The organism is Staphylococcus sp. 11-B-312, assembly GCF_016743055.1.
GTDB classification, from domain to species: domain Bacteria; phylum Bacillota; class Bacilli; order Staphylococcales; family Staphylococcaceae; genus Staphylococcus; species Staphylococcus ureilyticus.
The window spans coordinates 1,228,577-1,245,240 of the sequence record NZ_CP068241.1 but is presented as its reverse complement, the minus strand read 5'-3'; the positions used below and the strand labels follow the sequence as shown (position 1 = coordinate 1,245,240).

Annotated in this window: 13 protein-coding genes and 1 other annotated feature; of the genes, 1 reads left to right on the top strand and 12 read right to left on the bottom strand. The window is 32.7% G+C overall.

What is annotated here, in order from left to right; genetic code table 11:
• Positions 1 to 164: 164 nt before the first annotated feature.
• Both JG554_RS05905 and JG554_RS05900 read right to left on the bottom strand, forming a co-directional pair.
• Positions 165 to 1,427 (bottom strand): bifunctional folylpolyglutamate synthase/dihydrofolate synthase, encoded by a 1,263-nt coding sequence (locus JG554_RS05905; RefSeq protein WP_064208865.1) that lies wholly within the window; start codon positions 1,425 to 1,427, stop codon positions 165 to 167.
• Positions 1,428 to 1,438: 11 nt separating this feature from the next.
• The gene (locus JG554_RS05900; RefSeq protein ID WP_070039343.1) at positions 1,439 to 4,069 is read right to left on the bottom strand and encodes a valine--tRNA ligase; all 2,631 of its coding nucleotides are present in this window, start codon (positions 4,067 to 4,069) and stop codon (positions 1,439 to 1,441) included.
• Positions 4,070 to 4,109: 40 nt separating this feature from the next.
• Positions 4,110 to 4,350, bottom strand: a binding site (T-box leader).
• 58 nt (positions 4,351 to 4,408) lie between these two features.
• Here JG554_RS05900 and JG554_RS05895 point away from each other — a divergent pair.
• Positions 4,409 to 4,987, top strand: coding sequence for a DNA-3-methyladenine glycosylase I (locus JG554_RS05895; protein ID WP_046207652.1), 579 nt, complete (start codon positions 4,409 to 4,411; stop codon positions 4,985 to 4,987).
• A gap of 354 nt (positions 4,988 to 5,341) precedes the next feature.
• Here the strand turns inward: JG554_RS05895 and JG554_RS05890 are convergent, their stop codons facing one another.
• From JG554_RS05890 to tig, 10 genes are all read right to left on the bottom strand, one after another.
• Positions 5,342 to 6,424, bottom strand: coding sequence for an AbrB family transcriptional regulator (locus JG554_RS05890; RefSeq protein WP_064208863.1), 1,083 nt, complete (start codon positions 6,422 to 6,424; stop codon positions 5,342 to 5,344).
• A 224-nt stretch (positions 6,425 to 6,648) separates the two neighbouring features.
• Positions 6,649 to 7,932, bottom strand: coding sequence for a glutamate-1-semialdehyde 2,1-aminomutase (gene hemL / locus JG554_RS05885; protein ID WP_070039341.1), 1,284 nt, complete (start codon positions 7,930 to 7,932; stop codon positions 6,649 to 6,651).
• Between the two features lie 14 nt (positions 7,933 to 7,946).
• Entirely contained in the window at positions 7,947 to 8,924 is a 978-nt protein-coding gene (hemB, locus tag JG554_RS05880; protein ID WP_046207655.1) for a porphobilinogen synthase, read from the bottom strand.
• The gene (locus JG554_RS05875; RefSeq protein ID WP_046207656.1) at positions 8,914 to 9,600 is read right to left on the bottom strand and encodes a uroporphyrinogen-III synthase; all 687 of its coding nucleotides are present in this window, start codon (positions 9,598 to 9,600) and stop codon (positions 8,914 to 8,916) included. The genes hemB and JG554_RS05875 overlap by 11 nt, the downstream gene beginning before the upstream one ends.
• An 18-nt stretch (positions 9,601 to 9,618) precedes the next feature.
• The gene (gene hemC / locus JG554_RS05870; RefSeq protein WP_070039339.1) at positions 9,619 to 10,545 is read right to left on the bottom strand and encodes a hydroxymethylbilane synthase; all 927 of its coding nucleotides are present in this window, start codon (positions 10,543 to 10,545) and stop codon (positions 9,619 to 9,621) included.
• Between the two features lie 49 nt (positions 10,546 to 10,594).
• Positions 10,595 to 11,434: a cytochrome C assembly family protein gene (locus JG554_RS05865; protein WP_064208860.1), complete on the bottom strand. Its 840-nt coding sequence runs from the start codon at positions 11,432 to 11,434 to the stop codon at positions 10,595 to 10,597.
• A gap of 21 nt (positions 11,435 to 11,455) precedes the next feature.
• On the bottom strand, positions 11,456 to 12,790 hold the full coding sequence (hemA, locus tag JG554_RS05860) for a glutamyl-tRNA reductase (RefSeq protein ID WP_046207658.1): 1,335 nt from the start codon (positions 12,788 to 12,790) through the stop codon (positions 11,456 to 11,458).
• 149 nt (positions 12,791 to 12,939) lie between these two features.
• Positions 12,940 to 13,527 carry a ribosome biogenesis GTP-binding protein YihA/YsxC gene (yihA, locus tag JG554_RS05855; protein WP_046207659.1) on the bottom strand — a complete coding sequence of 196 codons (588 nt, stop codon included), beginning with the start codon at positions 13,525 to 13,527 and terminating at the stop codon, positions 12,940 to 12,942.
• Between the two features lie 271 nt (positions 13,528 to 13,798).
• The gene (clpX, locus tag JG554_RS05850) at positions 13,799 to 15,061 is read right to left on the bottom strand and encodes an ATP-dependent Clp protease ATP-binding subunit ClpX (RefSeq protein WP_046207660.1); all 1,263 of its coding nucleotides are present in this window, start codon (positions 15,059 to 15,061) and stop codon (positions 13,799 to 13,801) included.
• A 186-nt stretch (positions 15,062 to 15,247) separates the two neighbouring features.
• The gene (gene tig, locus JG554_RS05845; RefSeq protein ID WP_046207661.1) at positions 15,248 to 16,558 is read right to left on the bottom strand and encodes a trigger factor; all 1,311 of its coding nucleotides are present in this window, start codon (positions 16,556 to 16,558) and stop codon (positions 15,248 to 15,250) included.
• Positions 16,559 to 16,664: the final 106 nt, after the last annotated feature.

The following is a 16,664-nucleotide window of genomic DNA, read 5'->3' as shown; positions in this document are numbered from 1 at the left end:
GCTTATTATACCTGCAAGAGCCTAGCTTTTTAACAAAAACATCATTTTTTAAAGAATAGTAAATATTTGTAGAAAAAGCTAGTTAACTATTTAACAAAAACAATAAATACCTTTGGTTTAGTTGTAAAATAGTAACTAGCTTTATGATATTCAAATAAAAATATTTAGAAATTCACTTTCGCTTTAACTTCACTAATGAAATACAAACTACCTGTAATGACTAATCCTTGTCCTTCATAGTTTTCAATAAATTGAACAAAATCATCTACAGTTTCTTTTTGCTCGAATCGTATTTCATCATAAATTTCTTCTTTTGTACATGCTTTTGGAAAATCAAAATCGGTAATATACATTGTAGAAGCAATTGTTTTTAATTGATCAACCATTGCGTGGATAGGTTTGCCATTAATAGCTGCATACAAAACGTCCACATTGTCTATTTTATAATAATCTTTTAATGTCTTTATGAGTGCTTCTATACTTTCTAAATTATGCGCACCATCTATAATCATCAATGGATCATCTTTAACCTTTTCAATTCTTCCTGTCCAATGCACCGCTTCAATCCCATTGATCATCTTGTTAAAATCTAATTCCACTAATCCTGATTCATTTAATTCGATTAATGCTGTAATTGCCAATGCTGCATTCTCTTTTTGATGTTCACCAAACATATCCAAAATAAGCGTTTCTAGTTCATAATTCTTATAGCGATATGTAAATTCCTCACCTTGTGAAATCACACTGATATCTCTATCTAACTCGATACCTTCTGCATTTTGTTGTTCTACAAAATCACGAATGACTTTAAGTGCATCTTCATTCTTCACAGCATATATAACAGGTGTTTCAGGTTTAACAATTGCACCTTTATCTTTGGCAATATCTACATATGTGTCGCCTAAAATATCAACATGATCTAAACCAATACTTGTTAAAATGCTAAGTATTGGTTTAAATACATTGGTAGAATCATTTTTTATACCCAAGCCTGCTTCTACTATTACAAAGTCAACTGGATGAATTTCTCCAAAATATAGAAACATCATCGTTGTAATAATTTCAAATTCTGTTGCTGTTCCAAGTTCTGTTTCTGCTTCTAATGCTTCACTTACTGGTTTTACCTTTTGAACTAATTCTACAATGGCATCATCGCTAATTGGTACACCATTTAAACTTATACGTTCATTAAACGTTTCTATAAAAGGAGATGTAAAGGTCCCAATTTCATATCCATTGTCAACAAGCGCTGACCTTAAATAGGCAACTGTTGATCCTTTACCATTTGTACCACCGACATGAATACCATTGATATTAAATTGTGGATTGTTTAATTTATCTAGCATCCACTCCATGCGTTTAACACCTGGTTTAATGCCAAATTTAGTTCGTTCATGTATCCAATATAAGCTGTCTAGGTAATTCATGTTAAGGACTCCTATGCTTTTAATTGATTAATGCGTTCTTGTACACCATCATATTTTTCTTGATATGTTTGCTTTTTCTCACGTTCTTCATTAATAATTTTTTCAGGTGCTTTATTAACAAAGTTTTCATTTGCTAGTTTCTTATTAACACGGTCTAACTCTTTTTCCCATTTTTTGAGTTCATTTTCTAAGCGTGTAATTTCTTTATCCATGTCAATCAAGCCTTCTAATGGTAATACGACTTCACCAGCAGAAGTAATAGATGTCATTGCTTTTTCAGGGATATCTATTGTTGTTTTAATAATCAACTCACTTGGATGACAAAATCTATCAATATAATTTGAATTATTTAATAAAGTCTCTTTTATATTTTCATTTTTTGCTTGAATAAAAATTGGAATTGCTTTAGATAATGGCGTATCTACTTCTAAGCGTGATTGTCTTACGGATTTAATTATTTCAACAAGTTGTTGCATCGTTTCTTTACTTTCATCAAATACTAACTCATTATTGGATTTTGGCCAAGCTGCATTGACAATCGTTTCACCTTCGTGTGGTAAATTTTGCCAGATTTGTTCTGTTACAAATGGCATAAATGGGTGCAACATTCTCATCGTATTATCTAATACATATGTTAATACAGAACGTGTAACTTGTTTTTGATCTTCATCTTCTCCGTTCATAGGTATTTTACTCATTTCTATATACCAATCGCAGAATTCATCCCAAATAAAGTTATATAAAGCTCTGCCAACTTCTCCAAATTCATAACGTTCACTTAAATCAGTGACTGTATCTATTGTTTCATTTAAGCGTGTTAAAATCCATTTATCTGCTAATGATAAATTACGAGTTAAGTCAACATCTTCAACTTTGAAATTGTCACCAATATTCATCAGACTAAATCTAGCAGCATTCCAAATTTTATTAATAAAATTCCAAATTGATTCAACTTTTTCCGTAGAATAACGTAAATCATGACCAGGAGATGACCCAGTTGCTAAGAAATATCTTAAACTATCTGCGCCGTACTCATCGATTACGTCCATAGGATCAACACCATTGCCTAAAGATTTACTCATTTTACGGCCATCTTCAGCACGTACTAATCCATGTAATAACACATCATTAAATGGTCGTTGTCCTGTAAACTCAAGTCCTTGGAATATCATTCTGGCAACCCAAAAGAAAATAATATCATAACCGGTTACAAGTACATTAGTTGGATAATAACGTTGAAAATCTTCGTTTTCAGTATCAGGCCAACCTAATGTTGAAAATGGCCAAAGCGCACTTGAGAACCAAGTGTCTAATACATCCTCATCTTGCGTCCATTCTTCTGAATTTTGTGGAGGTGTTTCACCGACGTAAATTTCTCCTGTTTCATTATGATACCATGCAGGTATTTGATGCCCCCACCATAATTGTCGTGAAATCGTCCAATCTCTAATTTCTTCCATCCAACGATTAAATGTTTTTTCAAATCTTTGAGGTACAAAATCAATTCTATTATCCGTTTTTTGGTTATTTAACGCTTGTTCTGCTAATGGTTTCATTTTAACAAACCATTGTGTGGATAGATAAGGTTCAACGACCGCACCAGAACGTTCAGAATGTCCAACAGAGTGTTCATGTTCTTCAATTTTAATCACTAAATCCTGTTCTTGTAAATCTTTTACTAATGCTTCACGACATTCAAATCTATCCATACCTTGATATTTACCAGCATGTGCATTCATATGACCAGACTCATCCATAACAGTAATGCGCTCTAGATCATGACGGTTACCAATTTCAAAGTCATTTGGATCATGTGATGGCGTAACTTTCATCGCACCACTACCAAAATCGATATCCACATATTCATCTGCTAGAATTGGTAATTCTCTTCCAATTATAGGCAAGATTACAGTTTTACCTATCACATCTTTATAACGGTTATCATTCGGATTCACCACGATTGCAGTGTCACCTAACATTGTCTCAGGGCGCGTAGTTGCTATTTCTATATACCCATTGCCATCTGCGTAAGGATATTTGAAATGATAGAACTTGCCTTGAACATCTTCATGAATGACTTCTATATCAGATAAAGCAGTACGTGCAACTGGGTCCCAGTTGATAATGTATTCACCTCGATAGATGAGTCCTTTATTATACATATCGACGAATACTTTTTTTACCGCTTTACTAAGTCCTTCATCTAACGTAAAGCGTTCTCTACTATAATCTAAACCTAAACCTAATTTTGCCCATTGTTGTCTGATAAAATCAGCATACTCTTCTTTCCAGTCCCAGGCTTTTTCGAGGAATTTTTCTCTACCTAAGTCATGGCGAGATAAACCTTCTTCTTTGAGTTTCGCTTCTACTTTAGCTTGTGTCGCGATGCCAGCATGATCCATACCTGGTAAATATAGTGTGTCATACCCTTGCATACGTTTCATTCTTGTTATAATGTCTTGTAATGTTGTATCCCAGGCATGACCTAAATGTAATTTACCTGTTACGTTTGGGGGTGGAATAACAATTGTATATGTTTCTTTTGAATGATCTTCTGCTGCTTTAAAATAGCCATTACTGACCCATTGGTCATAACGCCCAGCTTCAACTTCGTTTGGATTATATTTGGGGTTCATTTCCATGTTTAAAATCCTCCTTAAATAAATAAAAACCCATCCTATAAAATAGGACGGGTTTACCGTGGTACCACCTAAATTCAAGAAATTAACATAATAATTTCAAGCACTTAAAATTATGATTAACGCTCAAACACGCTTTAACCTACTTTATTATCTTTGTTTTGACAAATTTCAGCTAAAGTTCAATGAGGGCTACCTTCAATAAGTTAAACTGTACATTTTCAGCGACCATGTACTCTCTGTTAAATTTCAGCTTATTTACTCTTCCCATTAGACAATATTTCTTTACTTGATTATAGTATAATGGATATGAAAATAAGTCAATAAAATGGAGTGAAATTTATGAATGAATGTGCGTTCGGCACTACAGATCCTGTATATATTAATTATCACAATGAAAGTTGGGGACATCCTATATATGATAGTTTGAAATTGTTTAAATTAATGGCGTTAGAATCCCAACATGCTGGTCTATCTTGGTTAACCATTTTAAAGAAAAAAGAAGCGTATGAACAAGCATTTTATAATTTCAATCCAGCTAAAATTGTAAAAATGACTTCAGAAGATATTGATAAGTTAATGGCATTTCCTAATATTGTTCATAACAGAAAAAAATTAGAGGCTATTGTCAATCAAGCTAAAGGTTATTTCAAAATTGAGCAAGATTACGGCAGTTTCAGTAAATTTTTATGGTCTTATGTCGATCATAAACCACTCGATTTAGGTTATATTCAATCAAGTGAACGGATTACAGTCGATCAACGTGCAACTGAACTTTCTAAAAAATTAAAACAATATGGATTTAGTTTTTTAGGTCCGGTAACTGTCTTCTCATTTTTAGAGGCAGCAGGACTATATAACGCTCACTTACAATCATGTCCTTATAATCCTAATATATACAACGGTGAGGGTTTTCATTAACATCAAACTAGTTTTGGTATAAAAAGTGACATGCTCCCTCATAGTTTTTATTTTTAAATGTCTACATGGAGGAGCATATTAGAGACTTTGTCGTCAGTCTGGCATGAGCTTTTGTTCATGTTTTTAGATTAAACAACTAGGAATCTTTCAAAAGTGAATCGATGTCATAAATATATAAATGATATGCATAAAATCATGAAAATTTAAATTTATAAAAACCACTCCGAAGAGTGGTCAAAAGGATGAAGTACTGGAGGTACTTCTCTTCTATAATATCAAACAGAAATGTGTTGTTCAATATATTAAATATTAAATTATTGTAAAAAAATAAAAGATTTACAAAGTTATATTTCGCTAATCATTTTTATTGCTTTCACGTTGACTTTCTCTAAATTTAAGAAAATAATTTAACATCGGTGCAATTAAAAATAATATAAAGAAAATTCTAAAGATATGATAACTAGATATCATCGCAACATCTGCGCCAGTTTCAATAGCAACTAATACGATTTGACTCATACCCCCAGGCGCAGCACCAAGGAATAGTTCATTTACTTGATGATGAGATACCGTTGCTATAAACAAGACCATGACAAATGCTAATAATATCAATAAAATATTCTGAAATGCTATTGCTATTGCAATTCTTCCTTTCATTTGGTCAAGTAATTTTGCTATTTGTATCCCTATTCGAATCATATATATGATTTGTGCTGCAGCAATGATGTAATTATCTAATGTGAAAGTCACGCCTGTAACTAAGTTCCAACATATCAGTACGAGGATAGGCGCAAGTAATTGCTTGGTTGGAAAATTTATTTTTGACATAACAAAATAAATAGCGACTATTGCGATAATGAGTAAAGCCATATTGGGAATTGTTAAAGCCCGTGTCAAAACTTCTGTAGATTGTCCAGACGTTGAATGATTTCCAGGGCTTTGAAAAAAATACGAAATAAATGGCACTAATATAACTACGAAAATGATTCTTGATGTTTGAGTTAAACTAACAACCATGATATTCGCTTTTTTATTTTCTTCTGCCATTATTAACATTTGACTTAAAGCGCCAGGAATTACACTTAAAATTGCCGTTTCAGTATTTACATTGGCAATTTTTTTGAAAAAATAAGCAATGATTAGTGCTAAAATAAGTAACATAATTGTTATTAAAACAATCGTGAGCCAATCATCTTTAATGTCAAATATGACATTTTTAGTAAACGTAGAGCCAATTTGAACACCTAAAAGCACTAACCCGATTTGGCTCAACCAAAACGGCCACTTTATATCTAAATGTAAATAGCGTATACAAACGATACTAGCAATAATTGGACCAAACATAAATGGTAGCAAAACATGGGCAGCATTTAGTGCCAAACTAAAAATAAGCGCTAATATTAATACGATTATATTATTTTTAAAATGCTTATTCATATGCTCACAACTTTCCTTAGTATCGTTATATATACATGTCTAACTAAAACAATGGAGCGAGTTAGAAATCAAAATGCTTAATTTGATTTCGAATCCTCGCCCCATTAAGGTAAAAAGAACTCTAAAAAGTAAGTACAATTAAATATTTGTTAATGAAGCTTTTAAAATACTGTTTAATTTGGCTAAGTAGTAAATACCAACATTAAATTTTTAAATGACTAACATTAAACAATACGACTTAAAGCAGTATCAAATGCTGCTAATGTTTTTTCTATGTCCGCTTCTGTATGGGCAGTAGAAAGGAAAGTCCCCTCGAATTGAGAAGGTGGTAAAAATACGCCTTCTTTAGCCATTTCTCTATACATTTGACTAAACATTTCTAAATCACTTTGGTTTGCTTCTTCAAAATTAGTTACCGGTCCTTCATTCAGGAAATACCCTATCATAGAACCTGCACGATTCACAGTTATGGGTACATTATGTTTTTTAAAAATATCTTTTAATCCACTTTCTAATATATCTCCCAGTCTATTGAAATAATCATATGACTCTAGTGTTAATTGTTTCAAAGTTTCATAACCGCTTGTCATAGCTAGCGGATTTCCTGATAATGTTCCTGCTTGATATATATTACCTGATGGTGCTATATGGTCCATGATTTCTTTTTTACCGCCAAATGCTGCTGCAGGTAATCCACCACCTATAACCTTACCGAGACAAGTTAAATCTGGCATCACATCAAAGTAACCTTGTGCACAATGATAACCTACTCTAAAGCCAGTCATAACTTCATCAAATATTAATAATGAGCCATATTCATTTGTGATATCTCTTAAACCTTGTAAGAATCCATCAACTGGTGGTACAACACCCATATTGCCTGCTACTGGTTCAACGATAACGCCAGCAATGTCATCACCAAACTCTTCGAAAGCTACTTTTAATGATGCCAAGTCATTATATGGCACTGATATTGTATTTTTAGCAATACCTTCGGGTACGCCAGGAGAATCTGGTAATCCTAAAGTTGCAACGCCAGATCCAGCTTTGATTAAAAGCGAATCGCTATGACCATGATAACATCCAGTGAATTTCACTATTTTATTTCTACCAGTATAACCTCTTGCTAAACGTAATGCATCTAATGTTGCTTCTGTTCCTGAAGATACCATACGTAGTTTTTCAATGGAAGGTACACGATCAATAACTAATTCTGCTAACTTGTTTTCAATTAATGTAGAAGCACCAAAACTTGTTCCATTATCAACAGCTTCATGTAATTTTTCATTAACTTGTTTATTTTTATGACCTAAGATTAATGGTCCCCAACTTAGAACATAATCAATATATTCATTGCCATCAATATCGTATATTTTTGAACCTTCTCCATGATCCATAAAAATCGCAGGTGTATCTACAGATTTAAATGCTCTAACTGGACTATTTACGCCCCCTGGCATTAGATTTTCAGCTGTCTTCATTGCTTCTATAGAATTATTATATCCCATTTAAAATTGCCTCCTTATTGTTCATCAATATATCTACAAATATCTTTAGAGAAATATGTGATAATCATGTCTGCGCCTGCACGTTTCATTGAAATCATCTGTTCCATCACAACTTGTTTTTCATCAATCCAACCATTAAGTGCAGCAGCTTTTGTCATGCTATATTCACCACTTACATTGTATGCAATTACTGGTACATTAGTCGTATTTCGCACATCTCTAATAATGTCTAAAAAGCTTAATGCCGGTTTAACTATCATCATATCTGCACCTTCATGTAAATCACTGTCTAGCTCTCTCAATGCTTCTCTTCTATTTGCTGGATCCATTTGATACGTTTTTCTATCGCCAAATTGAGGTGCAGACTCAGCAGCATCACGGAATGGACCGAAAAAGCTAGAAGCATATTTTATACCGTAACTCATGATTGGTATATTATAATAACCAGCATCATCTAAACCTGCTCTAATTTCTGCAACAAAACCATCCATCATATTACTTGGTGCAATGATATCAGCACCCGCTTCTACTTGTGAAATAGCAGTTTTCACTAGTAATGGTAAAGATTTATCATTGTCTACATCATTTGTTTTTTCATCAATAACACCGCAATGACCATGGTCAGTATACTCACATAAACAAGTGTCTGCAACAACGAGTAAATCACTGTACATTGCTTTGGCTTTTCTTGTTGCTTCTTGAACAATACCATTATGATCAAAAGCGCCTGTACCGATGGCATCTTTTTCATTAGGTACGCCAAAGAACATGATGCCTCTGATACCTAAATCATATGCTTCTTTAATTTCTTCATCAAGCAGATTTAAACTAAGTTGATACACACCTGGCATTGACTTAATTTCTTCTTTAACATTGTCTCGTTCTACCACAAAAATAGGATAAATTAAATCTTCTTTGTGTATATGTGTTTCACGAACCATTTCTCTCATAGATTTACTACTACGTAATCTTCTATGTCTATCAAATTGCATCATTTTCCCAACTTTCTTCAACTTTATTTATTAATGAATCTAACGTTTGAATATTTGATGTTGTTGCATCATAACCATATTGTTTGACCGTGTCTAAGGTTTGTTGTCCTATGACATAATAATGATTAAATCGCGGTGTTTCACTTTGCTCAAAAAAATATTTTACTGCAGATGAACTCGCAAAAGTAATGACATCTAGCTCATTATTTCGCATCATACGTTTAACATCTGCTATATTTTTAGTATGTGGCACTGGACGGTATAAATCAATTTTACAAACTTGATACCCTTGTTGATATAAACTTCTCTGCAATAAAGGACGTGCATAAGCACTTGAAGGAATCAATATTTTACTGTTTTTTGCAGTTTGAAAACATTTAAGAAAACCTTCTTGTGAATAATCTGAAGGATAAAATAATACATCTAATCCCAATGATTTACAATATTCTGCAGTTTTAGCGCCTATTGCAGCAAAATTTTTTACGTTCACTTGCGATAGAAATGGTTGAAAATACTTCACTGCGTTCTTAGACGAAAAAATAAGCCAGTCATAGTCGACATCTAATAAATTTATATCAAATGATAAAGGTTCTACATCTATAAACGGCTTGTGTAAAATATGCTTATCATCTTGTTTAAATTTAGAAGTTTGTGTCATAACTATAACTGGTCTCATTATTTTCACCTCGAACGATTATTGTTCTTCGTTTAGTGCTTTTATTATTTCGTACGCACCTTGTGTATTTAAGACTTCTGTTACTTTTTCACCTAATTCAACAGGATCCTTCCCGCGCTCGGTATGTTCGTAACGTTCTTTACCATCAGGTGACATAATTAGTCCTGTAAATTCTATTGTACCATCACTATTTTTACTAGCATAGCCCCCTATAGGCACTTGGCAACTTCCATTCATGCGTTCTAAAAATGTACGTTCGGCAGTTACACATTCTGCAACATCCTCATTGTGGACTTTAGCAAGAAGCTCTAGCAGCTCCTTGTCATCAGAACGACATTCTATACCCAATGCACCTTGACCGATTGCAGGGATTAAAGTATGCTCATCTAAATATGATGTTACGATATCATCTGACCAACCCATACGTTTTAGCCCTGCTGCAGCTAATAATATGGCATCATAATCCTCATTATTTAATTTACTCAATCGTGTGTCAATGTTACCGCGAATCCATTTTATTTGTAAATGTGGATATTTTGCAAGTATTTGTGCACCACGTCTTAGCGAACTGGTACCAACAATACTTTGATTTGGCAATGATTCTAGCGGAACATGATTTTTAGCAATATATGCATCGTATGGATTTTCTCTGTCAGGTATGCAGCCTAAAGTCAATCCATCTGGAATTACGCTTGGAACATCTTTTAAAGAATGAATTGCCATATCAATTTCTCCATTAAATAGAGCATTTTGAATTTCTTTAACAAATAGACCTTTTCCGCCCACTTTAGATAATTGTTTATCTAAAATTCGATCGCCTTTCGTTACGATTTCTTTTATTTCCACTTCTAAACTTGGATCTACCATTTTTAATTTATCAATAAATTGTCTACTTTGTGTTAAAGCTAACTTACTTCTTCGTGAACCTACTACTAATTTACGCATCATGCGCAACCTCCTAGAAACAAGTCTATTCATTCAACTAAATCACACTTCAATAAATACCTGTCCATTGATGAAAATCAGATATATGTGAAGCGAAAAATAAATTAATCATACTAAGACAAAACAATATGATATTAAAATAAATTAATTTGTGCTTTGTTAGCATTTTTTTAACTCTAAAAATTAAATAAATTCCATATAGTAATGTTATGATTGAAGACATAATAACTTTAGGATCTACAATGATATTTACCCCTAATGTATTAAACCCCCATTGTGCACCTAATACAATACTTAATATGATGAATATGAAACCAATTAAACTACTGTAAAATACCACTTGTTCAAGCGTAGCTACACTACCTATTCTAAAATATTTCTGGTCAAACCGTTTTTGCTTCAAATTATTGTATTGTATTAAATATAAGATACAATTTACAAACGCAAAGGCAAATAATGCGTAACTAATTACCGCCAAACTTATATGCACAATAAGCAATTCATTGATAATATTGAGTTTTTCACCAGTGCTTTGATAATGCATAGGTTGGAACGTATTGATTGCAATAAATAAAAAACCAATCATATTAAATAAAAATATAGATAAGTTTATTTGTTTTATCACATTGATTACTATGGAAATAGAAATAATAAGCCATGCTACAGCAAAAAACACATCAAATATATTACCTAATGGAATTTGTTTCGTTACATTTACATATAAAGATAAAGAGATTGTTTGTAACATCCAAACAATCCCCAATGAAACAAAACCAATCATTTTAACTCTATGATGCTTTTTCAAAAAATCATAAAAATAACAAGCAATGCTAAATAAATAAATTAATAATATAAGTTCATTTAATCTAATGAACGAAAATTCTTGCATATCATCACCATTTGCATTTACTTATTCAAAACTAAAAATTTGACTTGTTGTTGTTACATTGCGTTTTTTCTCTTTTGGTTTATAGGCTTGTTCAGCTTCAATGTCAAAAATGTTTTGAAATAGCTCTAATTTTTCGTTACTTTTTTTGTCACTACTCAACTCTTTTGCTTGCTTAATAGGATCTTTTAACATTTGATTTATGATACTTTTAGTGTGTTTTGATATCACTTTACGTTCTCTTTCTGTTAATCCAGGGAGTTTTCGATCAATACTACTCATTGTATCTTCTTGAATATCCATCGCTTTTTCTCTAAGCGCGCGAATAACAGGAACAACACCTAACATATTAACCCATTCATTATGTGCATCAATTTCTGCTGGAATTCTTTGTAAAATTTCATCAGCAGCATTTTGACGTTGTTTTAGGTTCGCGTCTACTAAACCTTTCAAATCGTCAACATCATAATTAAAAACATCTTGAATCGTATCTATGCCTGGTTCAATATCTCTTGGAACCGCAATATCTATCAACACGAGAGAATCATTTTTCCGTTGTGATTGAATCGTAGCCATCATGCTATTTGTAATGATATATTCATCTGAACTCGTTGAACTAATCACAATATCCGCATGTGCCAAAAGTTGTGGTAGTGCCTCTATAGATTCATATTTAACATTGTGTGCAGTTGCTAATTTCTGTGCTTTACTCACAGTCCTATTAACAATGGTTACATCAGTTACGTCTGAACCTATCAAATTCAAGAGTGATAGCTCACTCATATCCCCTGCACCAATAATCAAAGCACTTTTATTATTAATTTTGCCAAATACTTTTTTACTAAGTTCAACTGCTGCATATGAAACACTAACTGCATTATCTGCAATATCCGTTTCATTATGCGCTTTTTTCGCAAAAGTAATCGCTTGTTTAAACAGATGATTAAATATAGTACCAGTTGTATCTTCTTCTTGAGCAATAAAGAATGCATCTCTAATTTGTCCAAGAATTTGAGTTTCTCCTAACACTACAGAATCTAAGCCTGAAGTAACTTGCAATAAATGTCTTACTGCTGCGTCCCCCACAGTTACTTCAGTCATTTCTTTAATCTCTTCAACATCAAACCCAAAATTTCTCGCTAAAAAACGTTGAATATAATAGCGACCTGTATGAATTTGATCAACAACAGCATATACTTCTGTGCGATTACAAGTTGATAATATTACATTTTCTAAAATAGATTTAGTTTCGAATAAATCAACATTGGCTGAACGTATGGCATCATCTTTAAAAGCAACTTGTTCTCTTAGTGCTACATCTGCTGTACGATGATTAATGCTTATCGCAATTAAATGCATTTATAACGCCCTCCATACATATTACAATAACTAAATTATAACACAATTATCATTTGAGTTAAGCATATTGCACACGTAAATTAGAAATATTCTAATCTACATTCAAATAGTTGTCATAATTTATAGGCTTTAACCGTTTTCTCAACATTCTATATATATTTTGCAATTATATCCCATACTTGTTGTTGCTTATTCGCTTGGATAGAAGAATAACTGATAATTTCATCTTCAGGTTCCATTTCAAGTTTTCGCTGGACATTGGCTAAATGTTTCTGTACTTTACCTTTAGCGATTTTATCTTCTTTTGTAGCAACTACTAATGTCGGAATATCAAAATACTTCAAATAGTTATACATTAAAATATCATCTTCTGTAGGATTATGTCTCAAATCAACAAGCTGAATGACAAGTTTTAAAGACGTTCTCTGAGAAATATATTTTTCAATCATTTTTCCAAACGCTTCACGTTGTTTTTTACTCACTTTAGCATAACCATAACCTGGCACATCTACAAATACCAGTTGATTATCAATATTATAAAAATTGAGCGTTTGTGTTTTACCTGGTTGTTGTGAAGTTCGTGCCATATTTTTACGTCCAATCATACTATTAATAAAAGATGATTTACCAACATTGGAACGACCACTGAGTCCTACCTCGCTCAAACCAGTTTCAGGATATTGTTCAGGCTTTACCGCACTGATTAATAATTCTATTTCATTAGGATTTATTTTCATTACCGACCCTCTTTTCTATTAAAGTCACTTCATTATTATATTACACAATTTCACTTATTTATATGTATTTTTATATGATTTATATTCCATTTTAAAAGAAAAAGGCTAAGACACATTTATAATGTCTCAGCCTTTTAGTCTTAATTTTCAACATTGACTAATATAAAACTTTGATAATCTAATATATACAACGTTAATCAAAACTCATAGGGCAACCAGTACTAATCAATTGATTCGCTTTGATTCAGCCCTTTATTTTCAAACTATTTTATTAAGCAGAAGTTTGTTCCTTATTAACGAGATTTCCTTCTTTATCGTATAGTTCAGGATCTTTTTCATCATTAATCGTTTCTTCAGTGATTACCACTTTTACAACACCATCGGAAGATGGAACATCATACATAATATCGATTAATGCTTCTTCAATAATTGAACGTAAGCCACGCGCACCTGTTTTACGCTCAATCGCTTTGTTACTAATTGCAGACAATGCTTCGTCTGTAAATTCTAGTTCTACATCATCTAGTTCTAACATTTTTGTATATTGTTTTACTAAAGCATTTTTTGGTTGTGTTAAAATATTTTTCAATGCATCAACATCTAGTGTTTCTAGATTTGCAACAATAGGCACACGACCAATAAACTCTGGAATTAGACCGTATGATTGTAAATCTTCAGGTCTGATTTGTTCTAAGATAGCATCCTCATCATATTTAGATGCTTCACTACTAGAAAATCCAATGACTTTTTCACCTAGTCTGCGTTTAATGACTTCATCAATACCGTCAAATGCACCACCAAGTACAAACAAGATATTTGTAGTATCTATTTGAATTAATTCTTGGTTAGGATGTTTACGTCCGCCTTGTGGTGGCACGCTTGCAGTTGTACCTTCAAGAATTTTCAATAGCGCTTGTTGTACACCTTCGCCTGAAACGTCTCTTGTGATAGAAGTATTTTCTGATTTTCTAGCGATTTTGTCGATTTCATCGACATAAATGATACCTTTTTCAGCTTTATCTATATCAAAATCAGCTGCTTGAATTAAGCGAAGTAATATATTTTCAACGTCATCGCCAACATATCCGGCTTCAGTGAGACTCGTAGCGTCTGCGATTGCAAAAGGCACATTTAATGTTTTAGCTAAAGTTTGGGCTAAAAGGGTTTTACCGCTACCTGTTGGACCAATTAAAGCAACGTTACTTTTTTGTAATTCCACGTCATCTTCATTTGGACCTAAATTTTGAACACGTTTATAATGATTATATACTGCGACAGCTAGAGATTTTTTAGCTTTTTCTTGGCCAATAACATAATCATTTAATTGATCCATAATTTCTTTAGGAGTTGGTAATTCTGTTAGTCCTTCTGATTCTGATTGAGCTAACTCTTCTTCAACTATTTCTGAACATAGCTCAATACATTCGTTACAAATATATACGCCACTTCCTGCGACCAATTTTTTAACTTGGTCTTGATCTTTACCACAGAAAGAGCATTTTAAATTTTCTTCATCTTCATTGAATTTGAACATTCTATTTACACCCCTATTCCCTAAAGACTATACTAGATAGCATTTTAATATGCAACTTGAACAAATCTCAAGTTTTTTGCACAAAACATTGTAGCAGACACATTAATTGAATGCATCTGCTACTAGTTTACAATATTAAACAACTATACTTTGTTTCTACAAACAATATGCTTGTGACATTTTTAGTTATGCTTCAGAGTCATCTTTAGATGGTTCTACTAATTTCGCTTCTTCTACTAACATATCAATAACCTTTTGAATACGTACATCATTTTTAACAATGTCAGTGTTACCAAGTGTTTGTTTAATATCTTCTACAGATATATTAAACTGTTCACTCATTTTTTCTAATTCTTTGTCGATGTCAGCATCAGATACTTCTACTTCTTCTGCATCAGCAATCGCAGTTAATGTTAAATTTGTTTTAACGCGTTCCTCAGCATCATCTTTCATTTGCTCTCTTAATTGTGACTCATCTTGTCCAGAAATTTGGAAATAAGTTTCTAAATTAAGACCTTGTTGTTGCATACGTTGTCCAAATTCTTGAACCATGCGGTCTAACTCAGTTTTAATCATCGCTTCTGGAACATCAATTGTTGTGTTATTCGTAGCTTTATTAATAGCTTCTTCTTTTTGAGTATTCTCAGCGTCTGTAGCTTTTTGTTCAGCTAAACGTTTACGTAAGTTTTCTTTATACTCATCAACTGAGTTAGCCTCTGCATCTAATTCGTTTGCAATTTCATCATTTAATTCTGGAACGTCTTTATATTTGATTTCATTAACTTTTGTTTTGAAAGTAGCTTCTTTTCCAGCTAATTCTTCAGCATGGTATTCTTCTGGGAATGTTACATTAACATCTTTTTCTTCGCCAGTTTTAACACCAACCAATTGTTCTTCAAAACCTGGAATAAATGAACCTGAACCAATTTCAAGATCGTAGCCTTCAGCTTGTCCACCTTCAAATTGTTCACCATCAACATAACCATCAAAATCAATGTTTACCGTATCACCATTTTCAACTGCACCATCTTCTTTAACAACCATTTCTGCTAGATGTCCAAGTTGATGATCGATTGATTCTTGTACTTCTTCTTCAGTTAATTCAGTATTTTGTTTTTCAATTTCTAAACCTTTGTAATCACCAAGTTCAACTTCAGGTTCAACTACAACATTTGCTTCAAATGTCATGTCTTTACCTTTTTCAATTGATGTTACATTGATTTCTGGTTGATCAACTGGTTTAATGCCAGTTTCGTCAATAGCTTCACCATACGCTTCTGGTAATAAGATATCAACTGCATCTTGATACAATGCTTCTACACCAAAGCGTTGTTCAAAAATTTGGCGAGGTACTTTCCCTTTACGGAAGCCCGGCACATTAATTTGTTTAACCACTTTTTTGAAAGCTTGATCAATTGCTTTGTCTACTTTTTCTGCTGGAACAGTAACAGATAAAACACCTTCGTTACCTTCCTTTTTTTCCCAAGTTGCTGTCATGTATAAAAACCTCCATGATTATCCTATTTTATTTTTTCAACTTCATTATTATAGCACACGTCAAAGCTCGACACAAATTATGAATTTTATATGAATAATTAATAAA